The sequence below is a fragment of the Sphingobium sp. genome, assembly GCF_035511395.1.
Taxonomy (GTDB): Bacteria; Pseudomonadota; Alphaproteobacteria; order Sphingomonadales; family Sphingomonadaceae; genus Sphingobium.
Genome location: NZ_DATKFP010000065.1, coordinates 1 through 23,723, shown reverse-complemented (window position 1 = coordinate 23,723; position 23,723 = coordinate 1). Strand labels below are relative to the sequence as shown.

Sequence of the window (23,723 nt, the reverse complement as noted above, 5' to 3'; positions counted from 1 at the left end):
CGGCATGGAGCGGCTGAAGAACACGCCTTTGCCCTTCCAGTATCGCTTCATCCCGACCGCCTTCACGCATCTGTTTTGCATCCTGCTGCCGATCGGGTTGGTCGAATCGCTGGGCTTCGCCACGCCGCTGGGGTCGACGGTCGCGGGCCTCATGTTCATCGCGGTGCTGCGGATCGGCGACGATCTGACCGATCCCTTTGCCGACAGCGTGCATGACGTGCCGCTGACCGCCATGTGCCGCACGATCGAGATCGATCTGCTCCAGTCGATCGGCGACCCGGCGCCCGAACCGGCCAAGCCGGTGCGCGGAGTCTTGTGGTAAAAGGAAAAAAGCCTCCGTTCGATGGGAACGGAGGCTTTTTCAATTCGGCAGGCCGGGAAGCGGTCACTCCTTCCGGTTGTCGTCCACCATGTCGGATGCCAGTTCAAGTCCGGCGCGGCCATGGGCGGGCGTATGCGCTGGCGCCTTGGGATGGGGGACGTCGATCGGTTCCTCGACTTCCAGCATACCCTCCCACTTGGTGATGACCGACGTCGCGATGGCATTGCCCAGCACGTTGGTGGCGGTGCGGCCCATGTCCATGAAATGATCGACCGCCAGGATGAAGGCCACGCCCTCGACCGGCAGGTCGAACTGGCCCAGCGTCGCGGCGACGACGACCAGCGATGCGCGCGGCACGGCGGCGATGCCCTTGCTCGTCACCATCAGGACCAGCAGGATGGTGATCTGCGTCGCGATCGGCAGGTCGATGCCATAGGCCTGGGCGATGAAGATGGTCGCGAATGTCGCATACATCATCGACCCGTCGAGGTTGAAACTGTAGCCCAGCGGCAGCACGAAGCTGTAGATGCGGCGCGGCACGCCGAACCGGTCGAGTTGCTCCAGCATCTTGGGATAGGCCGCTTCGGACGAGGCGGTCGAGAAGGCGATCAGGATCGGTTCGCGAACATAGCGGATCAGCTTGAACATCCGCTTGCCAAGGAAGATCGCGCCCGCGCCGAACAGCAGCAGCCACAGGCAGATCAGCGCAATGTAGAATTCGCCGACCAGCGCGCCATAGGTCTTGAGCACGCCCAACCCCTGCACCGTCACCGACGAGGCGAGCGCGCCGAACACCGCGAAGGGCGCGACGCGCATCACATAGCCGGTCACCTGCAGCATCAGCTCGACCATCGATTCGATGACGGTGATGATCGGCTTGCCCTTGTCGCCGATGGCGGTCAGCGCGACGCCCACGAACAACGAGAAGACGACGATCTGGAGGATCTGGTTGTCCGCCATCGCCCCGATCATGGAGGTCGGGAAGACATGCAGGATGAAATCACGGAAGTTGAGCGCTTCGGTACTCACCCCCGAATCCGCGCCCGACCGGACGAGGTTGAGGCCCGCACCCGGCTCGAAGAAATTGACGAAGATCAGGCCGAGCGTCAGCGAGATCAGGCTGGCGATGATGAACCAGGCAAGCGCGCGGCCGCCGATCCGGCCCAGCGCCGCGCTGTCGCCCATATGCGCGATGCCCGCGACCAGCGTGGAAAAGACCAGCGGCGCGATGATCATCTTGATCAGGTGCAGGAAGATGTCGGCCAGCAGGTGGAAATAGCCCGCCACATCCTTTGCCAGCGTTTCGTCGCCCCCAACCCAGAGATTGGCCACAAAGCCGGTTAGCACCCCCAGGACCATGCCGATGAGGATGAAGGCCGTCAGTCTGTTTCGCATCAAATTCCTCTAAGGCCGCCCGCAGACGCGCCCCTGCCTTATTTTTACGTCTGTCAGGCGACACCTAACAGGCGCATGGGCCGCTCGCAATCGGCGCGCATACCCAGCTGCATCATGAAAGACGAAGCAGGACCGTCTTTCCGCCCCCGATTTTTGGGTCCATGCTGGTGGTAACGGCAAATGTCACGGCCAGGGTCATGGCCAAGGTCAGGGATATAGGAGGCCTTCGCACCAGCCGTCCGCCGTCCGCTCGAACAGGCGGCGCTCATGCAGCCGATGCGCGCGATCCTGCCAATATTCGATCCGCTGGGGCGTGACGCGAAAGCCCGACCAGTGCGGCGGGCGGGGTACCGGACCGCCCTCGAACCGGGCGCTGACTTCGTCGAACCGGTCCATGAAGGTCTGCCGGTCGGGCAGCGGCTGCGACTGGTCGGACGCCCAGGCGCCGAGCTGGCTGTCGCGGCTGCGCGTAGCGAAATAGGCGTCGGCGGTGGCATCGTCGACCGGGGCGACCGGCCCCTCGATCCGTATCTGGCGGCGCAGCGATTTCCAGTGGAACAGCAGGGCGACATGCGGATTTTCCGCCAGTTCGTGCGCCTTGCGGCTCTCGAAATTGGTGTAGAAGAGGAAACCGTCCGGTCCATGTCCCTTCAGCAGCACCATTCGCGCTGATGGTCGCCCGCGCGCGTCGGCCGTTGCCAGCGTCACGGCGTTGCTGTCACTGGGTTCGGTTTCGCGCGCCTGCGTGTACCACTCGTCGAAAAGGGCGATGGGATCGGTCATGCCCTTTCTTTTAAGTGAGGGACGCTATGCTGTCGATAAGGGGAAATCCCGCTTGACGATGCGTCGCGTGCGACTTGAATGTCGGCGCTCAATCGTCCACATAGTCCACAAGTGATGCTTTTGTGCAACAGGTAGATGAATGGCCGATCCTTATTCCACATTGGGCGTAGCCCGCAGCGCCAGCGAGGCGGAGATCAAGTCCGCCTATCGCAAGCTGGCCAAGGAGCTGCATCCGGACCGGAACAAGGACAATCCCAAGGCGGCGGAGAAATTTTCGGCCGCGACCAACGCCTATGATCTTCTGTCCGACAAGGACAAGCGCGCCCGCTTCGACCGGGGTGAGATCGATGGCGAGGGCAATCCGACCGCGCCCTTCGGCTTCGGTGGCGGCGGTGGCGGCGGTTATCGTGGCCAGCCCGGCGGGGGCTTCGACACGGGCGGCACCGATTTCGGCGATATTTTCGAAGGGCTGTTCGGTGGCGGCGGTGGACGTCGCGCGGCAGGCGGCGGTGGCTTCGGCGGGTTCGGACGACAGGCGCCGCCACAAAAGGGCGCGAACGTCAATTACCGGCTCGCCGTCCAGTTCGTCGACGCCGCGACGCTCAGCCCGCAGCGCATCACGCTTCAGGATGGTAAGACCATCGACCTGAAACTGCCCGCGGGGGTCGAGAGCGGCACGCAGATGCGTCTCTCTGGCAAGGGGCAGGCCGGACCGGGCGGCGCGGGCGACGCGATCGTCACCATCGATGTAAAGCCGCATCCCTATTTCACGCGCGACGGCGACAATGTCCTGCTCGATCTGCCGATCACGCTGGGCGAGGCGGTGAAGGGCGGCAAGGTCAAGGTGCCAACGGTCGACGGCCCGGTGATGCTGGGCGTGCCGGTCGGCGCCACCTCCGGCAAGACGCTGCGCCTGCGCGGCAAGGGCTTCGTCGGCAAGGATGGCCAGCGCGGCGACCAGCTCGTCACGCTCCAGATCGACGTGCCCGCCGACGATCCGGCTATCCAGCAGCTGGTGGATAGCTGGCAGGACAAGAGGGCCGTGCGCGCCCATCTGGGCGTCTGATGCGTTAGGGCGCGAATGCCGATGCCTTCGCCCCTTTCGCCCGAGCAGCGCCGCCAGATGGCGCAGGAGGCGCGCGCCCATTTCCACCGGCAGATGAACCGGGTCCGGCCGGGATCGCATGTCTTCGAGGTGATGAAGCGCGTCGCGGTCGGCACCTATAGCGACGGCTTCATCCATGCCGGAAACCTGGCCTATCTGTCGCTGATGACGCTTTTCCCCTTCTTCATCGTCGCGGCGGCGGTGGCGAGCATCTTCGGCCGGACCGAGGATGGGGTGCAGGCGGTGAACGCCTTTCTCACCACCGTCCCCCGCGGGGTCGCCGATGTCGTGCGCCAGCCGATCAGCGATGTACTGACCGCCCGGTCCGGCCCGCTGCTCTGGCTTGGCGGTCTCGTCGGTCTCTGGACCGTGGGCAGCCTGATCGAGACGATCCGCGACATTCTCCGCCGCGCCTATGGCACGAAAAGCACCAAGCCTTTCTGGCGCTACCGGCTGGGCGCGATCGGCATCACGCTCGCCAGCGTCTTCGCGGTGATGTTTGCCTTCTCGCTTCAGGTGGCGATCACGGGCGTCGACCAGTTTCTTCATCAGATCCTGCCCTGGGCGGACGAGGCGATCGCGCTGGTCGCCTCTGCGAAGCTGGTGCCGATGGGCATCATATGCGTCGCGCTCTGGTCGTTGTTCGTCGCGCTGACGCCGACGCTTTACAAGGATCGCCGCTTCCCCAAATGGCCGGGCGCGGTCGCGACCGCCTTCTGGTGGTATGGCACGACCATGCTGCTGCCGCCGACCCTGTCGCTGCTGGGCGGCTATGGCCGCACCTATGGCAGCCTGGCGGGCGTGATGATTACCCTCATTTTTTTCTTTCTCGTCGGGCTTGGCGTGGTAATTGGCGCGGAATTGAACGCGGCGCTGGCGGAATTCCCCGAAGAGGAAGCGAACGGGGCCGTGCAGGACAAAGGGAACGGAACGACAAAATGACAGGCTTGATGGCAGGGAAGCGCGGGCTCATCATGGGGCTGGCGAACGACAAGTCGCTCGCTTGGGGCATCGCCAGGCAGCTGCATGCCCAGGGCGCGGAACTGGCCTTCTCCTATCAGGGCGATGCGCTGGCCAAGCGGGTGAAGCCGCTGGCCGAGCAGGTCGGATCGGATTTCCTGATCGACTGCGACGTCACCGACATGGACAAGCTTGACGCGGCCTTTGCGGAGATCGAGGCGCGTTGGGGCACGCTCGACTTCGTCGTCCACGCCATCGGCTTTTCCGACAAGAATGAGCTGCGCGGCCTCTATGTCGACACCAGCCTCGACAATTTCCTGCTGACCATGAATGTGTCGGCCTACAGCTTCGTCGCCGTCACCAAGCGCGCCCGCGCGTTGATGCCCAATGGCGGCAGCATCCTGACGCTCAGCTATTATGGCGCGGAAAAGGTCATCCCCCATTACAATGTCATGGGCGTGGCCAAGGCTGCACTGGAAACCAGCGTCAAATATCTGGCGATGGACCTCGGCCCGGAAAATATCCGAGTAAACGCCATCTCCGCCGGCCCGATCAAGACGCTGGCCGCCAGCGGCATCGGCGACTTCCGCTATATCCTCAAGTGGAACGAGCTGAACTCACCGCTGCGCCGCAACGTGACGATCGAGGATGTGGGTGGCGCCGGCCTCTATCTGCTGTCGGACCTGGCGTCGGGCGTGACCGGCGAGATCCACCATGTCGATGCGGGCTATAACGTCATCGGCATGAAGGCCGAGGACGCACCCGACATCGCGCTCGACAAGTAAGGCGCGTGCCGACGGTCCTGCGCGAAGCCAGCCTGCGCGTGGTGATCTATACCGACGATCATCCGCCGCCGCATGTTCATGTGTTCGGCGACGGCGAAACCAAGATTGCGCTGATCGGGCGCGATGGGATGCCGGAAGTGGTCAGGATCGTCGGCGCCGACCGGCGCGAGAGTCGACGCGCATTGGAGATTGTGCGAGAAAAGCGGGACGATCTGATCGAAAGGTGGAACGCTATCCATGGGTGAACTGACCCAGGCGCAGTTTGATGAGGCGGTGAGGCGCGGCGACCGCGATCTCGCGATCAAACCGCGTGCGCGCGCTGCCCGTTACGATCGGTCCACCGGGCAGGTCGTGATCGATCTGGTGAGTGGGGCAACATTCTCTTTTCCGGCCACGCTGGGGCAGGGGCTGGAAAAAGCGACGGCCGAACAGTTGGAGACCGTCGAAATCGCAGGTGCAGGCTTCGGGCTGCATTGGGAAGAACTGGATGCCGACCTGACGGTGGAAGGGCTGCTTGCCGGCCGCTTCGGCAGCGCACGCTATATGGCGCAGCGCTTCGGCTCCGATTGGGATAGCGAAGCAGCAGAATGAGTTTCAACAGTTTCGGTCGCGTGTTCCGGTTCAGCACCTGGGGCGAGAGCCATGGCCCGGCGATCGGCACCATGGTCGACGGTTGCCCTCCGGGGCTGGAGTTGAACGAGGCGGACATCCAGCCATGGCTCGACCTGCGCAAGCCGGGCACGTCCAAATTCACCACCCAGCGCCGCGAGCCGGACGAGGTGCGCATCCTGTCGGGCGTGTTCGAAGGCCGGACCACCGGCACGCCGATCAGCCTGATGATCGAAAATACCGACCAGCGTTCCAAGGATTATTCCGACGTCGCCAAGGCCTATCGCCCCGGCCATGCAGATTATGCCTATGACGCGAAATACGGCTTTCGCGACTATCGCGGCGGCGGGCGATCCTCCGCGCGCGAAACCGCCAGCCGCGTGGCGGCGGGCGCGGTCGCGCGGCTCGTCATCCCCGAAGTCGACATCTTCGCCTATGTCAGCGAGATCGGCGGCGACGCCATCGACCTGGCCAATTTCGACCCGGCGCAGATCGGCCGGAATCCCTTCTTCTGCCCCGACGCGGAAGCGGCGAAGCGCTGGGAAATACTGGTCGACGATGCGCGCAAGGATGGATCGTCGCTGGGCGCAGTGGTCGAATGCGTCGCTTCCGGCGTGCCGGCTGGCTGGGGCGCGCCGCTCTATGCCAAGCTCGACAGCGAACTGGCCAGCGCGATGATGAGCATCAACGCGGTCAAGGGCGTGGAAATCGGCGATGGCTTCGCAGCCGCCCGCCTGCGCGGCGAACAGAATGCCGATCCGATGCGCCCCAATCCCCAGCAACCCAATGACGGCCCGGTATTCCTCGCCAACCATGCGGGCGGCATCGCCGGCGGCATTTCCACCGGTCAGCCGGTGAAGGTCCGTATCGCCTTCAAGCCCACCAGCTCGATCCTGATCCCGGTCGAGACGGTGACGCGCGAAGGGGAAGCATCGGACATCATCACCAAGGGCCGTCACGACCCCTGCGTCGGCATTCGCGGCGTCCCGGTGGTCGAGGCGATGATGGCGCTGGTGCTGGCCGACCAGAAGCTGCTCCACCGTGCCCAGTGTGGCGAGCGGTTCTCCGGCGACTGACGCGCCGAACCGCTCCGTCTCTGCGCCCAACGCTCATTATTCGCGAGACGACTCGCTCCTGTTACGATAGGATGACATCCATCGCCCGCGGGAGGGCGAGCGGCAGAGCGTAAGCCTGGGGAGCGTCACCACGCGTCAAAGCGTTTTTCTCGAAAAACGCTGCGATTAAAAAGCGCGGATTGACGGTCAAAGCGTCCCCTGACAGCCGCGACACGGGCCAGCCATGCAACCATGGCTGGCCCATTTCGTTTCACCTCCGTCAGGGACGCGACATCGCGACCGAACAGGGGCCAACGACCTATGCATTTCATCACCGCGCTGCTCGGCATCTATCGCGCGGAAATCGGCCTCCTCATCCTCGCCTGCATGTTCGTCGCCTTCGTGCGCGAACGCTATTCGCCCACCGTGATCGCCGTGGTCGGCGCCTGCGCCTATGGCGTTCTGGGCCTGCTCGATGAAAAGGCGATGTTCTCGGTCTTCTCCAACAGCGCGCCGCTGACCGTGGGGGCGATGTTCATCCTGTCGGGCGCGCTGGTCCGCACCGGCGTGATCGGCCGGGTCGCGGACCTCATCATGACCCGCGCACAACGTCATCCGCGCCTCGCCCTTGCCGAAGTCGCGCTTGGCACGCTGATGCTCTCGGCCTTTCTCAACAACACGCCGGTCGTCGTGCTGCTGATCCCGATCATGTTCAAACTGGCGCAGGCGACCGGCTATCCGGTCAAGAAGCTGCTCATCCCCATGAATGTCGTGGCGGTGCTGGGCGGGTGCCTCACCCTGGTCGGCACGTCCACCAATCTGGTGGTGGCCGGCATCGCCGCCGATCAGGGCATGGCGCCGTTCGGCATTTTTGACATCACCCCCTATGGCGCGGCGGGCGCGGCAGCCGGCATCGTGGCGCTTGTCTGCCTGTCCTTCCTGCTGCCCAGCGACCCGCCCTCCATCGCGGGCGAGGATGGCGGTGCGGTGCAGGACTATCTCACCGAACTGATCGTGCCGCAGGACAGCGAGGCGATCGGGCGGGAAATCGGCAGCTTCGGCGTGTTCGGCCGCTCGGTCCAGTTGCTGGGGCTGAAGCGGGGCGGTGAAATCCGGCGGCGGGACCTGGTGCAGGAGGAACTGCATTCAGGCGACCGTCTGATCATCCGCGCGGACGGCGCGGCAATCATGACGCTGCGCGAATCTGGTCGGTTCGAGATCGGCGTTGCCGCCGATTCGCGCACCAGTGCGCAGGACGGCGCCGTGGTGGAGGCGATGATCGCGCCCAGCCATCCTTCCATCGGCGAGCGGCTGATCGACATACCCTTTCTCCATGCGCTGCGCGTGCGCATCATCGGCATCCATCGCGCCCGCCACATGCCGGGGCCGGAACTGGCCGAAACCCGCATACGCGGTGCGGACCGCTTGCTGGTCGCGGGCGGCGACGACGCGATGCGCGCGCTCAAGGACAATCCGCACCTGATCGGCGTCGATGTCAGCCGCACCCGTGCCTTCCGCCCGCGCAAGGCGTGGATCGCCATCGCCGCCATGGCAGGCGCGGTGCTTCTGTCCGCCTTTGACGTGGTGGGCATCGGCATGGCTGCCGTCATCGCCGTGGGCCTGATCCTCGTCACCCGCTGCATCGACCCGGAAGAAGCCTGGGGCGCGATCGACGGCGATGTGCTGATCCTGATCTTTGCCATGCTGGCCGTGGGGCTGGCGCTGGAACAGGCGGGCAGCGTCGCGCTGATGGTCGGCTGGGTCACGCCGCTGCTCCAGCATGCGCCGGAATGGGCGCTTGTCTTCCTCATCTATTTCTTCTCGCTGCTGCTGTCCGAACTGCTCAGCAACAATGCGGTGGCGGCCCTGCTCACGCCCATCACGATCGCGCTGGCGCAGCAACTGGGCGTCGATGCGCGTCCGCTGGTGATCGCGCTGATGATCGGCGCATCGGCCTGTTTCGCCACGCCCATAGGTTATCAGACCAACGCGCTTGTCTATGCCGCCGGCGATTATCGCTTCGCCGATTTCGTGCGCATCGGCGTGCCGATCAATATCGTCGTGGGGCTGGCGGTGTGCAGCGCGCTGGTCATGCTGGGATAAGGGTCTGTCTGGAAATCCGGCAGCAGCCGAATCTACCGCACCGGCCCGCTCTCCCACCCGGCCACCCAACGGCCAATCCGGCAGCGCCGGCCCTGTTCGCGCTTCCGCATGCGCGGCATCAGAGGGGAAATGACAAGGAACAGCACCATGACCAGCCCGATGCTCAGCTTGGCCTTCACCCAGGTCGACGCCTTCGCCGACGCGCCATTCTCCGGCAATCCCGCTGCGGTGATACCGCTCGACGCCTGGCTTGACGACGCGACGCTTCAGGCCATTGCGGAGGAGAACAACCTCTCCGAAACCGCCTTCACCGTGCCGACGCCCGATGATCCGGAGGCGGACTATGAATTGCGCTGGTTCACCCCCGCAGTGGAGGTCAAGCTGTGCGGCCATGCCACGCTGGCGAGCGGCCATGTGCTGATGGAGGGCGATCGGGTCCGCTTCCGCACCCGCCATGCCGGCATCCTGACGGTGTCGCGTGAGGACGACGGCTATGCCCTGTCGCTTCCCGCATGGGGCATGTCCCCCACGCCACTGCCCGATCTTGCGACAGGTCTTGGCGGCCAGCCGGTCGAATCGCACTGGCGCGACGGTGGCTACAGCCTCTTCCTTTTCCCTGACGAAGCGGCCGTGCGGGCGCTGGCGCCCGACTATGCCGCGCTCGGGGCGCTGGGCGATATCATGCTGATCGCGACCGCGCCGGGCGAGGACAGCGACATCGTCAGCCGCGTGTTCGTGCCCGGCGGCGGTGTGGATGAGGATCCCGTCACCGGCTCGGCCCATTGCCTGCTCACCCCTTTCTGGGCGGAGCGGCTGGGGAAGACGCAGATCAGCGCCTTTCAGGCCTCGGCGCGCGGCGGCCGGCTGGGCTGCACCCTCGCGGACGATCGCGTCATCCTGACCGGCGCCTGCCGCACCGTGATAGAGGGGCGCTTTTACTTATAACTTCAGTGGAGGTTTGCTTTTAGCCCGGAAACAGCCCCGTCAGCTTGGCCAGCGCCCCGCGCACCGCGCGGCGCTGTTCCTTGTCGGGCGACATGCCGATCCGCACCACCGTCAGCCGCTGCGACGGGGAAATGAGGATATATTGCCCATTATGCCCGACGCAGCCGAACAGGCTCTCGGGCGCCTGCCCCGGCATCAGCGCGCTTTCGCTGCTGTCGCGGTTCAGCCAGATATGTAGTCCATAGGCCGGATTGCGGCGCGACGGCGTGGTCATCAGGTCGATCCATTTTTCCGGCAGGATCTGGTGCCCGCTCGGCGACCGTCCCCGGCGGCGCAGCAGGTCGCCGAAACGGCCATAGTCGCGCGCCGTCATGTGCAGGATGCTGCCGCCGATCATCGTGCCGGTCGCGTCATATTCCGGCGTCAGGCTGGGCAGCTTGCCGGGCGCCTTCAGCCGCCCGTCGATGAACATCTGCATCGCCCGCCGCCGCACATCGGGATGCGGGCTGCTGGTCAGCATCCGCGTCATCAGGTCGGACAGGATCATCGTGCTGCCGGTCGAATAGGCGAAGCTCTCGCCCGGCGCATGGGCCAGCGGCTTGGCCTCGGCATAATCCGCCATGTCCTGTGCGCCGTCGGTGAAGAGCATCCGCACCGTGTCGCCGTCCGGCTGGGGATCGCCATCTTCGACATGATCCAGGCCCGAACTCATCGTCAGCAACTGGCGCAGCGTGATGCGGCCGCGCGGGTCGCCCGGCTGGCTCCACGCCTCCACCGGCACGGGCGCGTCCAGCGCCAGCCGGCCGTCGGCGACCATCAGCCCCACCAGCACCGCCGTCACGCTCTTGGCGATCGACCAGGACAGCAGCTTCGTGTCCGGGCCATAGCCCGGCGCATAGCGTTCCGCGATCACCTTGCCGTCGCGCATCACGACCAGCGCGCGGGTCTGGCCCATGACGTCGTCGTCGAACAGCGGATCGATCGCGCCGCGCAGCGCGCTTTCGCCCACCACTGCGTCGGACGCGACGCTGTAGACGGGTTCCGGCCCTTGCTGCGCCGCGCGCCCGGCCAGCGCCCCCGCGACCACCAGCGCGGCGATGCCGGCGCCCACCCCAAGGCGCTTTACGATTCGGCTGTCGATCTGCATAAGCCGGCGCCTTACACATGAGCGGGAAAAAGAACCATGGCGGTTCGGCGGAAATGGTGGATGGCGGCCGTGCTGATCGGCCTGGTGGTATCGGGCGCGCTCGCCTGGCACTGGACGAGTCTCAGCGCGCGGGCGCGGCTCGGCACGGCCTACGGCGCGCGCATCGGCTGTTCCTGCCGCTATGTCGAAGGACGCGCCATGGGCAGCTGCCAGCAGGACAAGGAACCGGGCATGGCAATGGTCCGGCTGACCGACCTGCCGGAGGAAAAGGCCGTCAAGGCCAGCGTCCCCCTGATCGCCAGCCGCACCGCGCGCTTCAGGCCCGGCTGGGGCTGCCTGCTCGATCCGGCAGGGTGAGGGAGCGGAAGATCGTTAGTGCCCACGACTGACGGCCAGAGGCAGTCATTAAGTCGACGTTATCCCGGGCTTGACCCGGGATCCCCCTTCTTCCTCCAAGCCCAACCTTTAAGGCAGCCGGACCCCGGCTCAGGGCCGGGGTGACGAGCGTTGGAAATGCAGGCAATTCACCCTTTCCCGTCATGCTGACGAAAGTCAGCATCCAAAGTCGTTTATCGCCGCCCTGGATCCCGGCGTGCGCCGGGATGACGAAGTTGAGGATGGTCCCCAAACAACCCACAATCCATGCTCTCGTCGTCACACAAAAACCTCATGACGCTGGCCCCGCCGCCTTCCAGTCGCTAAGGCCGCCTCTTATGGCGCGCGACATCCCCACGCTTCTCCACGATATCTTCGGCTTCACCAGCTTCCGCGGGGTGCAGCAACAGGTCGTGGGCCGCGTCATGGCGGGCCAGCCGACGCTCGCCATCATGCCGACCGGCGCGGGCAAGTCGCTCTGCTATCAACTCCCTGCCGTGGCGCTCGACGGCTGCTGCGTGGTCGTGTCGCCGCTGATCGCTCTGATGCACGACCAGTTGCGCGCGGCGCAGGCGGTCGGCATCCGCGCCGCCAGCCTCACCAGCGTCGATGCCGACTGGCGCGAGACGCAGGATCGGCTCCGGGGCGGCGACCTCGACCTCCTATATGTCGCGCCCGAACGCGCCAGTCAGGAAAATTTCCGCAACCTGCTGCGCTCCACCAAGGTCGCGCTCTTCGCCATCGACGAAGCCCATTGTGTGTCCGAATGGGGCCATGACTTCCGCCCCGACTATCGGCTGCTGCGCCCGCTGCTATACGAATTTCCCGCCGTTCCGCGCCTCGCCCTCACCGCGACGGCCGACGCGCACACGCGCAAGGACATCCTCGTCCAGCTCGGCATTCCCGACGATGGCCTCATCATTTCGGGCTTCGACCGGCCCAATATCCGCTATGCCGTCCACCCCCGCGACGGCCTGTCGCGCCAGCTGGCCGATCTGCTTGCCACCGAAAAGGGGCCGGGCGTCGTCTATGCCCAGACCCGCGCCGCGACCGAGAAACTGGCCGAAACGCTGGGGCGTGGCGGCAGAGCGGTGCGCGCCTATCATGCCGGCATGGACCCGCAGCAGCGCGCCGCCAACCAGTCTGCCTTCATCGCCAGCGAGGATATGGTGATGGTCGCCACCGTCGCCTTCGGCATGGGCATCGACAAGCCCGACGTGCGCTTCGTCGCCCATGCCGGCCTGCCCAAGTCGATCGAGGGCTATTATCAGGAATCGGGCCGCGCCGGTCGCGACGGCGAACCGGCGGTCGCGCATCTCTTCTGGGGCGCGGAGGATTTCGCCCGCGCCCGGATGCGCATCGCCGAACTGGAGCAGAGCCGCCAGCAGGGCGAGCGCGCACGCATATCGGCGCTGGGCGCACTGGTGGAAACGGCGACCTGCCGCCGTGCCATATTGCTCCGTCACTTTGGCGAAGACCCGCCGGCGACTTGCGGCAATTGCGACAATTGCCTGGCGCCCCCGGCCAGCGTCGATGCGACCGAAACCGCGCGCAAATATCTCTCCGCCGTCTATCGCACCGGCCAGAGTTTCGGCGCCGGCCATATCGAACAGGTGCTGAGCGGCGCCACGACCGACAAGATCCGCGAGCGCGGCCATGACCGGATTTCGGTCTATGGCATCGTCGATGGCGACGAGACGACCCTGTTGCGTCCCGTGTCGCGCGCGCTGCTGGTGCGCGACGCGCTGGAGACGACCGAGCATGGCGGGCTGATGCTCGGTCCCAATGCCCGGCCGATCCTGCGCGGGGAGGAGGAGGTGCGCATTCTCGTTCCGCCCCGGCGCACGCGCACCAGGCGCAGCGCCCGCAACGGCGCGGATGCCAATCCGGTCGGCGATCCGCTGTTCGACGCGCTGCGTACCTGCCGTCGCGAACTGGCGCAGGAGGCAGGCGTGCCGCCCTATGTCATCTTCCATGATTCGACGTTGCGCGAAATGGCCGAGCAGCGCCCGTCCAGCATCCGCGAGATGAGCCATATCAGCGGCATCGGCCAGAAGAAGCTGGACGCCTGGGGCGATGCCTTCCTGGACGCGATCCGGCCTTTTCTCTGACCGCAGGCCGCGTTTCCTGTCCTATCGGGGGTGCGCCTGCTATGGTGGCGACACCGAGGCAGGACTTTGAAATTATATTTTCCAGATAGGAAATATAATGTCGAAATTTGCGGGAAATGTGCGAAGTTAAGCATGGGAAATCCTATTTTCGCCGCTGTGCTGTCAGCCAAATGGCTTGAAACCCCGGCCTGCCCGGCGCATGGCTCCGGCAAAAGGAGAAGCCCATGTTCCGCAAGCTCACCGACCGCATCCTCGTTTCCCCCCAGATCAGCCTCGATCAGGTGGCGGAGGCCAAGGCGCAAGGCGTGACCGTCATCGTCAACAATCGTCCCGATGATGAGGAGCCGGGCCAGCTCAACGGCGCGGCGGTCGAAGCGGCGGCCAAGGAAGCGGGCATCGCCTATGTCGCCGTGCCGGTCGCCCATGGCGGCTTTGCCCCCTGGCAGCTGGACGGCATGGCCGGCGCGCTGGAGCAGGCGGGAGAGGGCAAGGTGCTTGCCTATTGCCGGTCGGGCACGCGCAGCACGCTGCTCTGGGCGCTGACCCGCGCGCGCGCCGGCGACAATGCCGATGTCCTCTCCGCGCAGGCGGCGGCGGCCGGCTACGACATCAGCCCGGTCCGCCAGATCATGGACGCTCTGACGCCCCAATAAAGGGGCTGGTGCGGTCATGCGCCGGAAGGCGTATCTCCAGACAAACTCTTACGCCCAGAACTGCGCCAGCTGCCGCACGGATTGCGCGGCGGCTTCGTGGTCGGGCTGTTCATTGGCGTCGCCATAGCCATACCACTCGTCCTGCCCGACCTCCTGCACGACGATGCCGTCGCGCCGGGCCAGCATGGACAGCGATCCATAATAGATGCCATAGGTCGCCCCCGCCTGCGGGATCAGCCAGGCGATCTGGCCGCGCACCGGCACGATGCTCTCGTCCCGCCACAGCGTCCGCGCGCCATAGCCGGTGCAGTTGATGATCGCCTTCTGCTTCAGCCGGGTGACGTCGCCGGGTTCGTGAAACTCCATCGGCACGATCCGGCCGCCGGCGATCAGGAAATCATTGGTCAGCTGATGGGCCAGATCGGCGACGTTGAAGGTCAGCGAACTGTTGCGCCGCACGAAGGCAGGGCGGAACGGGTGCGTGCCCGGCGCCATCTCCACCGACCGCGGCATGATGTCGCGCAGCCGGCTTTCGAGATGCAGGAAATCGTCGGCTCGTTCCGGGATCGGCTTCGTCGTCATCGGGCGCTGGCCGAAAGGCGTGTCGGACAGCATATAGCGGTCGGTCCATTCCACCGGATCGCCCGGCAGGCCCAGATAGCCCTGATAGGTCGCGAAGGAACTGCGCGCCATCGCCTCCCACCGGTCGGCAAAGCCCGGATCGACCGCCTTTTCCATCGCCACGCGGCTGTCGGGCGACCAGGTGCCGGTGGCGCGGGCGGAGCGGACATGCGGGAATTGCTCTTTGGCATAGATGGTGACATTGGCCCCGGCGCGCTGTGCGGTAAGCGCGGCAGTGATGCCCAGCGCACCTGCGCCGATCACCGCCACGTCGCGCACCCCGTCGGCCAGCGCCATGCCGACCGCGACCTCCGCCGATCCCCAGCTCAGCGACCAGCCGCTGCCGCCATGGCCATAATTATGCACGACCCGCTTGCGGCCCACTTCCTCCACCTCGATGCGCGGACCGGCGGCGCGGAAGGGGCGCAGGCAGACGGTGGTGCGAAAGATACGGTCCGGCGTCGCCCGGATCGGCTCCACGCCGGCAAAGGGATCGAAGGGCAGGGCGCTCCTTGCCATCGTCGATAGCGACAGGGCGCCCGCCCCGCCCATCATGGTTCCGAGAAACGCCCGCCGGTCCATTGTCCGCTCCCCCCGTACTCCACCTGCCCGTCCAACGAAGCAGGGCCGCCGATCCGCAAACATGCGCGGACGCTCCCTGTCGTACAAGCCTTGTTCTACAGGGGCTTGCCCTGCCATCGCGAATGACGGATGACATGCGCCATGCCCGCGCTACGCCCCGAACGGTCGATAGTCATCCTGTTGTTCGCCCTGGTCGTCGTGGTGACGGCGGTCAGCGGGACATCCTGGCTCTATCGTGGCCAGCAGGCCGAAATCGCCTGGGTCACGCATACGTTGCGGGTCGAAAACCGGCTGTCGATATTGCTGTCGCGCGTGCTGGAGGCGGAAAGCAGCCAGCGCGGCTATATGCTCACCCGACAGGCCGATTTTCTCGTGCCCTATGAGGATTTCCGCGCGAACTGGCGTCAGGAATGGCGCGCACTGCGCGAGGATGTGCATGACAATGAAGCGCAGCTAAGGGCGGTCGATACGCTGGGGGACATGATCGGCGACCGGCTGGACCTGCTCCAGACCGGGATCGATCGCAAGCGGGAGGGCCGGTCCTTGCCCGAACAGGCCTTTTATCCCGGCTTGGCGCTGACCGCGAAAATCCGAGCCCATATCGCGCATATGAAGGCCAGCGAGGAACAACTGCTGCACCGGCGCAGCGTCGAGGCGAGCCGGCTCAGCACCATGGTCACCGCCGGGCTGGCACTCAGTGCCGCGCTGGTCATCATCCTGGGGCTGATCGCCCTGCGCACCGCCCGGCGCCGCACGACCGAGGCGATGCAGAGCCGTCAGGCGCTCAGCGAAACCCATGACCGGCTGGTCGCGGAGGTGCAGGAGCGCGAGGAGGCACAGGCGCAGCTGCGCCAGGTGCAGAAGATGGAATCGATCGGCCAGCTGACCGGCGGTATCGCGCATGACTTCAATAACATGCTGGCGATCGTCATCGGCTCGCTCGACATGGCGCGACGGCGACTGGGTGAGGATGTCGACCTGCGGGTGATCAAGGGCATCGACAACGCGACCGAGGGCGCCCAGCGGGCGGCGCAGCTGACCTCGCGCCTTCTCGCCTTCTCGCGCCAGCAGCCGCTCGATCCCCAGCCCACCGACGTCAACAAGCTGGTCGGCGGTATGTCCGAACTGCTCCGCCGCACGATCGGCGAGGATATGCGCGTGGAATCCGTACTGGCGGGCGGCCTCTGGCGCGCGAGCATCGATGCCAACCAGCTGGAAAATGCGATTCTCAACCTCTGCGTCAACGCCCGCGACGCCATGCCGGGTGGCGGGCGGCTGACGATCGAGACGGCGAACGCTCACCTCGATGACGCCTATGCTGCGACCCATGGCGACGTGACGCCGGGCCAATATGTCATGGTGTCGGTGGCTGACAGCGGTACCGGCATGCCCGCCGACGTGGTGGAGCGCGCCTTCGACCCCTTTTTCACCACCAAGGGCGTGGGCAAGGGCACGGGGCTGGGCCTCAGCCAGGTGTTCGGCTTCGTCAAACAGTCGCGCGGCCATGTGAAAATCTATTCCGAGCCGGGCGAGGGCACGATCGTGAAGATCTACCTGCCGCGCCACTATGGCGAGGAAAATGCCGTGGGCTATGCCGCGCCCACCGCCGACAGCCTGCCGCGCGCCCAGGGTGAGGAAATCATCCTGCTGGTCGAGGATGAGGAACGCGTTCGGCACATGTCGGTCGATTCGCTGCGGGAGCTTGGTTACACCGTGGTGCAGGCGACGGATGGCGAACAGGCGCTGGAAATGCTGACGATCCAGCCGCGCATCGACATGCTGTTCACCGACATCGTCATGCCCGGCATCAACGGCCGGGTGCTTGCCGACACCGCGCGCGCGACGCGGCCGGGCCTCAAAGTGCTCTACACCACCGGCTATACCCGCAACGCCATCGTCCATAACGGGATGCTCGATCCGGGCGTTGCCTTCATCGCCAAGCCCTTCACCCTCGACCAGCTGGCGACCAAGGTGCGGCAGGTGCTGGATCAGGAAGATCAAGGCAGCTGACGGCTAGGAGCGGGCGCCCGATCTCCGTTCGGCCCTTCGACATGCTCATGGCGAACGGGGCGGAGTCTCCGCTCCCCACCCATTCTCCTCCTCACACCTGCCTCAAGGGGCAGGTCTTGATGGAGGTTGTGGACAGCCTTGCTTCCTGAACATATCAGGAACGCATGGCACAGATGTCCACCCGGCAGAAACTCGAAATCCTGGCCGACGCCGCCAAATATGATGCCTCCTGCGCCTCGTCCGGTACCACGAAGCGCGACAGTCGCGGCGGCAAGGGGATCGGATCGACCGAGGGCATGGGCATCTGCCACGCCTATGCGCCCGACGGCCGTTGCATCTCCCTGCTCAAGATTTTGCTGACGAACAGCTGCATCTTCGATTGCCATTATTGCATCAACCGTCGGTCGAGCGACGTGCGCCGCGCCCGCTTCACGGCGAAGGAAGTGGTCGACCTTACTCTCAGCTTCTACCGCCGCAACTATATCGAAGGGCTGTTCCTGTCCTCCGGCATCATCCGCTCGTCCGACTATACGATGGAGCAGATGGTGGAGGTCGCGCGATCACTGCGCGAAGATCATGATTTTCGCGGCTATATCCATCTCAAGACTATTCCCGACGCCGACCCGGACCTGCTGCATCAGGCGGGCCTCCATGCCGATCGCCTGTCGATCAATGTCGAGCTGCCGACCGAAGGCGGGTTGCGCCAGCTTGCGCCGGAAAAGGACGGCAAGCGGATCGAGGGCGCGATGGGCCGGCTGCGGACGGAGATGGAGGATCATGGCGACGCGCGGCGCAAATATCGCCACGCCCCTCGTTTCGCGCCCGCCGGCCAGTCGACGCAGATGATCGTCGGCGCCGACGCGGCGGACGACCGGGCGATCATCACGCGGGCGAGCAGCCTCTACGACCGCCACCGGCTGCGCCGCGTCTATTACAGCGCCTTCTCCCCCATTCCCTCGCCCAGCGCCGTGCTGCCGCTCAAGCGCCCGCCGCTGCTGCGCGAGCATCGCCTTTACCAGTCCGACTGGATGATGCGCTTCTACGGCTATGACGCGCAGGAAATTGCCGCCGCGACCGACGCAGCAACGGGGTGCCTCCCGCTCGACATCGATCCCAAGCTCGCCTGGGCGCTCAATCACCGCGCCGCCTTCCCGGTCGACGTCAACCGCGCCCCGCGCGAGGCGCTGCTGCGCGTGCCGGGCCTCGGCGTGAAGGCGGTCGACCGCATCCTGATGAGCCGCCGCCACCGCCGGTTGCGGCTGGAGGATGTCGCGCGCCTCACCACCTCCATCGTCAAGCTGCGCCCTTTCCTCGTCACGGCGGACTGGCGGCCCACGGCGCTGGTCGACCGGATCGACCTGCGCACCTGCGTCGCGCCGCCTGTCCGTCAGCTCGAACTCTTCGCTTAATCCGTATTTTCCGGTTGATTGCGCGAGTCGTTCGTGAAATTCTTATGACGGGTCAGATAAGGAGTATGGGGTCTTGGCATCGGCAATGGGCAGTCGGGAGCAGAAGCGCACCGGTTATGCCAAGCGGATCAGCACGCATCTCGCCGCCGCGCTCGTCACCTTCTGCCTGCTTCAGATCTTCATCGTCGCCAAGATGGGCGGATCGCTCGCCCTGCATCTTGGCATCATCATTGCGATCGGCGGTTTTGCCGTGGCCGCGCGCGGGCTGGAGCGGCGCTGGCATCTGTTGGAACAGGGCGGCCTGTCGCAGGGGGGGCTGGCGCTGCGCTTCCGCCGCGATCTGCTGCAACTCTGGGGCGCCTGTCTGGTTGGCGCACTGCTCTGGATTCCCGTCGCGATCATCTACCGCTTCTTCTTCGGCTGATCTTTCTTCGGTCGACCGGCCGGAGCCAATCGTCGCGCCTGTCGTTGTCCTTGCTCGAACGAGGAGGACGGACCATGGCCGATGCCAGCATTTTCGATCGCCTGAAGCAGGATCACGACACCCATCGCCAGCTTTTCGACAAGATGGCGGATGCAGAACGCGAAAAGAACGAGGAACGGCTGGAAAAGCTGTTCGAACAGTTCAAGGTGGAGGTGACGGCCCATGCGGCCGCCGAGGAGGAATCGCTCTACGCCACCATGCTCTCCCGCCCCGACCTTCGCGAGGATGCGCAGCACAGCGTCTCCGAACACAAGGAAATCGACGATTATCTGGAGGAACTGGCCGACCTCAAATTCAATGGCGAAGCCTGGCGCAAGAAGTTCGCGGAGATGAAGAAGCGCTACCTCCATCATATCGAGGAGGAGGAAGAGGAGATGTTTCCCACCGCCGCCAAGGATCTGTCGGCGGAAGAGGAGGCAAAGCTCGGCAAGCTGTTCGCCAAGCGCAAGCCCGCCGAACTGGAGCGTGCGCAAGCCGAAGACTGATGCCATGCACCGCGTAGCATTGTCCGCCCCCGACGATTTCGACGGGTGGCGCAATGCGGCGCGGGGGCTGGCAATGGCGGGCGTCGATCCGGCCGATATCGTCTGGCAGGTCGGCGACGCGCCGGCCGATCTGTTCGGCGCTGATCTGTTCGGCGATGCCGGCCTGCCACCGCCCCTGGTGGCCGGTGGCTTTTCCGTATCGCGCCCCTTCATCGACCTCGCGCAGACCGCCATCCTTCATCGCGATCCCGAACGGTTTGCGCTGCTCTATGCGCTGCTCTGCCGGCTGCGCGACCGGCCCCGCCTGATGGAGGACAAGGCGGACCCACTGCTCCGCCGCGTCGATGCGCTGGCCAGGGCGGTGCGGCGCGATATCCACAAGATGCGCGCCTTCGTCCGTTTCCGCGAGGTCGGGGAGGGGGATGCATTGCGCTTTGTCGCCTGGTTCGAGCCGGACCATCATATCGTCCGCGTCAATGCGGGCTTCTTCGTCCGCCGGTTCGCGACAATGCGCTGGTCGATACTGACGCCGGAATTGAGCATCCATTGGGACGGGGAAGCGTTGAGCGAGGGGCCGGGCGCCACTCGTCAGGATGCGCCGGACGGCGATCCGGTCGAGGCGCTGTGGAAGGGCTATTATGCCGCGATCTTCAATCCTGCCCGGCTCAAGACCGGGGCGATGCTGTCGGAAATGCCGAAAAAATATTGGCGTAACCTGCCCGAAGCCGCGCTCATCCCCGACCTCGTCGCCGGCGCGCAACGGCGGGAGGCGGCCATGATCGCCACTGCGCCCAAGGCGCCGCCGGCCCGTCCGACCAACAGCGCCGCCGCCTGGGATGCGCTGCGTACCGAGGCGATGCATTGCACCCGCTGCCCGCTCCACCGCGATGCGATCCAGACCGTCTTCGGCGAAGGCCCGCTCAATGCGCCGCTCTTCTTCATCGGGGAACAGCCCGGCGATCAGGAGGATCTGGCGGGCCGCCCCTTTGTCGGACCAGCCGGACAACTGTTCGATGAGGCGCTGGCCGAGGCGGGCGTGGATCGCGCCCGCGCCTATGTGACCAACGCGGTCAAGCATTTCAAATATGAGTTGCGCGGCAAGCGGCGCATCCACCAGACGCCGGACGCCGGCGAGGTGCAGGCCTGCCGCTGGTGGCTGACGCAGGAACTGGACATTCTCCGGCCCCGTCTGGTGGTCGCGCTGGGGGCTACGGCGGCTCGGGCGATGCTCGGCAAGGCGGTAACGATCAGCCGCACCCGCGGGCAGGCAATCGCGCTGGAATCAGGAGCCGAAGGCTGGGTGACTGTTCACCCCAGCTATTTGCTGCGCTTGCCCGATGCCGCAAAAGCGGCCGAGGAGCGTGCGCGCTTCGTGGAGGAATTGCGGGTGATTGGCGAAAGGGCGAGGGCGCTGGTCTAACCCGCGCTCAATCCATGCTTCTTCATGCAATGGCGTAGCTGGTCGTAGGTCAGGCCCAGCCCCTTGGCCGTCGCGCGCTGATTATAGCGAAAGCGGTCCAGCGCCGCCCTTATGATCGCCGCCTCATGCGCGTCCACGGCGGTGCGCAGGTCGTTTATCTCTTCAAAGACCGTCGTCGGCGCAGCAGACGCTGACGCAGCCGGCGCGCTACCGGCGCAAGAGTCCACCGCCGCCTTGGGCATCAAGGGCCGCGGCTTCCACGGCGATGCGAACGGATCGAAAGTCAGGCGGCTGATCGGCCGCGTCGGCTCGTCCCAGCGATAGACCGCTCGCTCCACCACATTGCGCAGTTCGCGCACATTGCCGGGCCAGCCATGGCCCTCCAGTTCCGCCGCGCAGGCTGCCGCAAAGCCCGGCCATTGCGGCCAATTGAGTTCCGCCGCCATGCGCCGCCCGAAATGATCGGCCAGCACCGCGACGTCGCCCTCGCGCGCGCGCAGCGGGGGCAGGGTGATGACCTCGAAGCTCAACCGATCCAGCAGGTCGGGGCGGAAGCGCCCGGCGTCGGCGGCGGCGGGCAGATCCTCGTTCGTCGCCGCGACGATGCGGACATCGACCATCACCGGCCGCGACGCGCCGATCCGCGTGACCTCACCATATTCGATGACGCGCAGCAGCCGCTCCTGCGCCGCCATCGACAGCGTGCCCAGTTCGTCGAGGAACAAGGTACCGCCGTCGGCCTCCTCGAACCGGCCCGGCCGCGCCTTGGTCGCGCCGGTGAAGGCGCCCTGTTCATGGCCGAACAGTTCCGCCTCGATCAGCGTCTCTGGCAGGGCGGCGCAGTTCATCACGATCAGCGGCTCGCCCCAGCGGGGGGACAGATGGTGCAGGCGCTCGGCAATCAGTTCCTTGCCGGTCCCGCGCTCGCCGATCACCAGCACCGGACGGTTGAGTTCGGCCGCGCGGCCCGCCTGCTCGACCGCATCGAGAAAGGCGAAGGATTGCCCAACAAACTGCGTATTTTTCTCCATGCGCCAACTTATGGTGAAATTTCCCACCTCTTGGCAAGCGGCATCATGATCTGGTCGTGCCAAATGAGCCGGAAATGAAGGAAATCCGCCTTTTTTCTCAAATTGGCACGCCCCCTGCAAAGCTATGGGCAATCCGCATCGAAACGCGGAACCACATGAAGGCCAAGGTTCAGGGAGTAAGACAATGGAAAAGAACAGCAACAGCGTTCGCGAAATCGGTCAGCTGATGTCGGTCGCCATCGCAGCCGTCCTGTTTGGATCGACCATGATCCTTTCGGCGGTCGGTCCGGCCCGCGCCAGCGAAACCCCGGTCCTCGCGACGCAAGACACCCCCGCGAGCCTGCGCTATCTTGCGTAAGGATCGCAACACCCCGGCCGGGGCGGGAATGCCCCCTCTCGCCCGCCCCGGCACTTGAAAACGAGATACGACCAGGAGTGACGTTAAAATGGGTATTTTCTCCCGCACCCGCGACATCATTGCCGCCAATGTGACCGACCTGCTCGACAAGGCGGAAGATCCGGCGAAGATGATCCGCATGATCATCCTCGAAATGGAGGAAACGCTGGTCGAGGTCCGCGCGTCGGCCGCCCGCACCATCGCCGATCAGAAGGAGATGCGCCGCCATATCGCCAAGCTGACCGCATTGCAGGACAGCTGGACAGAAAAGGCGCAGCTGGCGCTGAGCAAGGACCGCGAGGATCTGGCCAAGGCCGCGCTGGTCGAACGCCAGAAGGCTGCCGACATGGCCGAACAGCTCAATCACGAGATCGAGACGCTCGACGAGGCGCTGGCCGCGTCGGAAGCCGATATCGCCAAGCTGCAAGGCAAGCTGCGCGAAGCCCGCGCACGCCAGAACAGCCTGGTCACCCGCATGCAGAGCGCCGAAAGCCGCCTGCGCGTCCGCGAAGCCTATGCCGGCGAGAAGGTCAACGAGGCCTTTGCCCGCTTCGACATGCTGGAACGCCGCGTGGACGTCGCGGAAGGGCGTGCCGACGCCATGGCGCTGGGCGGCCAGCCCAAGACGCTGGAGGAAGAGATTGCGGAGCTGAAGTCGGCCGACAAGGTCGATGCCGATCTCGCCGCGCTCAAGGCCTCCATGAACAAGGGAGCCTGATCCATGGAAGACGTATTCCTGCCCATCATGGTCTGCGGCATGCTGTTCATCGGCATGCCTTGGCTAATCTTCCACTATGTCACCAAGTGGAAGCAGGCGCCCAAGATCACCGACGAGGATGAGAAGCTGCTGGACGATCTCCACCTTCTCGCCCGTCGCCTCGAAGAACGGCTCCAGACGGTCGAACGGATCGTCGCCGCCGACAACCCCGATTTCCG

General features: G+C 65.4%; 25 protein-coding genes. 20 read left to right on the top strand and 5 right to left on the bottom strand.

All coding sequences use genetic code 11. From position 1 onward, the window contains the following. Positions 1 to 322 (top strand): bestrophin family ion channel (locus VMR39_RS03785; RefSeq protein ID WP_325414499.1); only part of this gene is annotated, 322 nt, incomplete at its 5' end. 63 nt (positions 323 to 385) lie between these two features. Here the strand turns inward: VMR39_RS03785 and VMR39_RS03780 are convergent. Then, complete coding sequence (locus tag VMR39_RS03780; RefSeq protein WP_325414497.1) at positions 386 to 1,717, bottom strand: dicarboxylate/amino acid:cation symporter; 1,332 nt, start codon at positions 1,715 to 1,717, stop codon at positions 386 to 388. Positions 1,718 to 1,924: 207 nt separating this feature from the next. Continuing rightward, the gene (pdxH, locus tag VMR39_RS03775; protein ID WP_325414496.1) at positions 1,925 to 2,500 is read right to left on the bottom strand and encodes a pyridoxamine 5'-phosphate oxidase; all 576 of its coding nucleotides are present in this window, start codon (positions 2,498 to 2,500) and stop codon (positions 1,925 to 1,927) included. A 139-nt stretch (positions 2,501 to 2,639) separates the two neighbouring features. Here pdxH and VMR39_RS03770 point away from each other — a divergent pair, with 139 nt between their 5' ends. The 8 genes from VMR39_RS03770 to VMR39_RS03735 all read left to right on the top strand — a co-directional run bounded on the left by VMR39_RS03770 (position 2,640) and on the right by VMR39_RS03735 (position 10,062). Next, entirely contained in the window at positions 2,640 to 3,566 is a 927-nt protein-coding gene (locus tag VMR39_RS03770) for a DnaJ C-terminal domain-containing protein (RefSeq protein WP_325414494.1), read from the top strand. A gap of 15 nt (positions 3,567 to 3,581) precedes the next feature. Continuing rightward, on the top strand, positions 3,582 to 4,547 hold the full coding sequence (locus tag VMR39_RS03765) for a YihY/virulence factor BrkB family protein (RefSeq protein WP_325414493.1): 966 nt from the start codon (positions 3,582 to 3,584) through the stop codon (positions 4,545 to 4,547). Continuing rightward, the gene (gene fabI / locus VMR39_RS03760; protein ID WP_325414491.1) at positions 4,544 to 5,350 is read left to right on the top strand and encodes an enoyl-ACP reductase FabI; all 807 of its coding nucleotides are present in this window, start codon (positions 4,544 to 4,546) and stop codon (positions 5,348 to 5,350) included. Before VMR39_RS03765 ends, fabI begins: the two co-directional genes overlap by 4 nt. Before the next feature lie 5 nt (positions 5,351 to 5,355). Continuing rightward, the gene (locus VMR39_RS03755) at positions 5,356 to 5,595 is read left to right on the top strand and encodes a DUF4160 domain-containing protein (protein ID WP_325414489.1); all 240 of its coding nucleotides are present in this window, start codon (positions 5,356 to 5,358) and stop codon (positions 5,593 to 5,595) included. Continuing rightward, on the top strand, positions 5,588 to 5,941 hold the full coding sequence (locus VMR39_RS03750) for a DUF2442 domain-containing protein (RefSeq protein WP_325414487.1): 354 nt from the start codon (positions 5,588 to 5,590) through the stop codon (positions 5,939 to 5,941). The genes VMR39_RS03755 and VMR39_RS03750 overlap by 8 nt, the downstream gene beginning before the upstream one ends. Then, positions 5,938 to 7,035: a chorismate synthase gene (gene aroC / locus VMR39_RS03745; protein WP_325414485.1), complete on the top strand. Its 1,098-nt coding sequence runs from the start codon at positions 5,938 to 5,940 to the stop codon at positions 7,033 to 7,035. Before VMR39_RS03750 ends, aroC begins: the two co-directional genes overlap by 4 nt. Positions 7,036 to 7,335: 300 nt before the next feature. Then, positions 7,336 to 9,117 (top strand): SLC13 family permease, encoded by a 1,782-nt coding sequence (locus tag VMR39_RS03740; protein ID WP_325414483.1) that lies wholly within the window; start codon positions 7,336 to 7,338, stop codon positions 9,115 to 9,117. A 159-nt stretch (positions 9,118 to 9,276) separates the two neighbouring features. After that, the gene (locus VMR39_RS03735; protein ID WP_325414502.1) at positions 9,277 to 10,062 is read left to right on the top strand and encodes a PhzF family phenazine biosynthesis protein; all 786 of its coding nucleotides are present in this window, start codon (positions 9,277 to 9,279) and stop codon (positions 10,060 to 10,062) included. Between the two features lie 19 nt (positions 10,063 to 10,081). Here the strand turns inward: VMR39_RS03735 and VMR39_RS03730 are convergent, their stop codons facing one another. Beyond that, entirely contained in the window at positions 10,082 to 11,209 is a 1,128-nt protein-coding gene (locus VMR39_RS03730) for a serine hydrolase (RefSeq protein WP_325414481.1), read from the bottom strand. A 36-nt stretch (positions 11,210 to 11,245) separates the two neighbouring features. Here VMR39_RS03730 and VMR39_RS03725 point away from each other — a divergent pair, with 36 nt between their 5' ends. From VMR39_RS03725 to VMR39_RS03715, 3 genes are all read left to right on the top strand, one after another. After that, positions 11,246 to 11,566, top strand: a complete 321-nt coding sequence (locus tag VMR39_RS03725) for a hypothetical protein (RefSeq protein WP_325414479.1) — start codon at positions 11,246 to 11,248, stop codon at positions 11,564 to 11,566. A gap of 356 nt (positions 11,567 to 11,922) precedes the next feature. Further along, positions 11,923 to 13,695 (top strand): DNA helicase RecQ, encoded by a 1,773-nt coding sequence (gene recQ / locus VMR39_RS03720; protein WP_325414477.1) that lies wholly within the window; start codon positions 11,923 to 11,925, stop codon positions 13,693 to 13,695. A gap of 224 nt (positions 13,696 to 13,919) precedes the next feature. Then, the gene (locus tag VMR39_RS03715) at positions 13,920 to 14,348 is read left to right on the top strand and encodes a TIGR01244 family sulfur transferase (RefSeq protein ID WP_325414475.1); all 429 of its coding nucleotides are present in this window, start codon (positions 13,920 to 13,922) and stop codon (positions 14,346 to 14,348) included. A 48-nt stretch (positions 14,349 to 14,396) separates the two neighbouring features. On the opposite strand, the gene VMR39_RS03710 is transcribed toward VMR39_RS03715, so the two are convergent. Then, positions 14,397 to 15,551, bottom strand: coding sequence for an FAD-dependent oxidoreductase (locus VMR39_RS03710; protein ID WP_325414473.1), 1,155 nt, complete (start codon positions 15,549 to 15,551; stop codon positions 14,397 to 14,399). A gap of 141 nt (positions 15,552 to 15,692) precedes the next feature. On the opposite strand from VMR39_RS03710, the gene VMR39_RS03705 reads away from it, so the two are divergent. The 5 genes from VMR39_RS03705 to VMR39_RS03685 all read left to right on the top strand — a co-directional run bounded on the left by VMR39_RS03705 (position 15,693) and on the right by VMR39_RS03685 (position 21,359). Further along, positions 15,693 to 17,561, top strand: a complete 1,869-nt coding sequence (locus tag VMR39_RS03705; RefSeq protein ID WP_325414471.1) for a CHASE3 domain-containing protein — start codon at positions 15,693 to 15,695, stop codon at positions 17,559 to 17,561. A 164-nt stretch (positions 17,562 to 17,725) separates the two neighbouring features. Beyond that, entirely contained in the window at positions 17,726 to 18,970 is a 1,245-nt protein-coding gene (locus VMR39_RS03700; protein ID WP_325414469.1) for a putative DNA modification/repair radical SAM protein, read from the top strand. A gap of 85 nt (positions 18,971 to 19,055) precedes the next feature. Continuing rightward, the gene (locus tag VMR39_RS03695; protein WP_325414501.1) at positions 19,056 to 19,394 is read left to right on the top strand and encodes a hypothetical protein; all 339 of its coding nucleotides are present in this window, start codon (positions 19,056 to 19,058) and stop codon (positions 19,392 to 19,394) included. A 74-nt stretch (positions 19,395 to 19,468) separates the two neighbouring features. Further along, the gene (locus VMR39_RS03690; protein ID WP_325414467.1) at positions 19,469 to 19,939 is read left to right on the top strand and encodes a hemerythrin domain-containing protein; all 471 of its coding nucleotides are present in this window, start codon (positions 19,469 to 19,471) and stop codon (positions 19,937 to 19,939) included. Positions 19,940 to 19,943: 4 nt separating this feature from the next. After that, positions 19,944 to 21,359 carry a UdgX family uracil-DNA binding protein gene (locus VMR39_RS03685; RefSeq protein ID WP_325414465.1) on the top strand — a complete coding sequence of 472 codons (1,416 nt, stop codon included), beginning with the start codon at positions 19,944 to 19,946 and terminating at the stop codon, positions 21,357 to 21,359. On the opposite strand, the gene pspF is transcribed toward VMR39_RS03685, so the two are convergent. Further along, positions 21,356 to 22,390 (bottom strand): phage shock protein operon transcriptional activator, encoded by a 1,035-nt coding sequence (pspF, locus tag VMR39_RS03680; RefSeq protein ID WP_325414463.1) that lies wholly within the window; start codon positions 22,388 to 22,390, stop codon positions 21,356 to 21,358. The two genes, VMR39_RS03685 and pspF, sit on opposite strands and share 4 nt — an antisense overlap. Before the next feature lie 184 nt (positions 22,391 to 22,574). Here pspF and VMR39_RS03675 point away from each other — a divergent pair, with 184 nt between their 5' ends. The 3 genes from VMR39_RS03675 to pspB form a co-directional block, all read left to right on the top strand. Beyond that, positions 22,575 to 22,748 (top strand): hypothetical protein, encoded by a 174-nt coding sequence (locus VMR39_RS03675; RefSeq protein ID WP_179044818.1) that lies wholly within the window; start codon positions 22,575 to 22,577, stop codon positions 22,746 to 22,748. A gap of 88 nt (positions 22,749 to 22,836) precedes the next feature. Further along, on the top strand, positions 22,837 to 23,505 hold the full coding sequence (gene pspA / locus VMR39_RS03670; RefSeq protein ID WP_325414460.1) for a phage shock protein PspA: 669 nt from the start codon (positions 22,837 to 22,839) through the stop codon (positions 23,503 to 23,505). A 3-nt stretch (positions 23,506 to 23,508) separates the two neighbouring features. Then, positions 23,509 to 23,723, top strand: a 215-nt coding sequence (gene pspB / locus VMR39_RS03665) for an envelope stress response membrane protein PspB (protein WP_325414458.1), incomplete at its 3' end; no start/stop codon positions are given.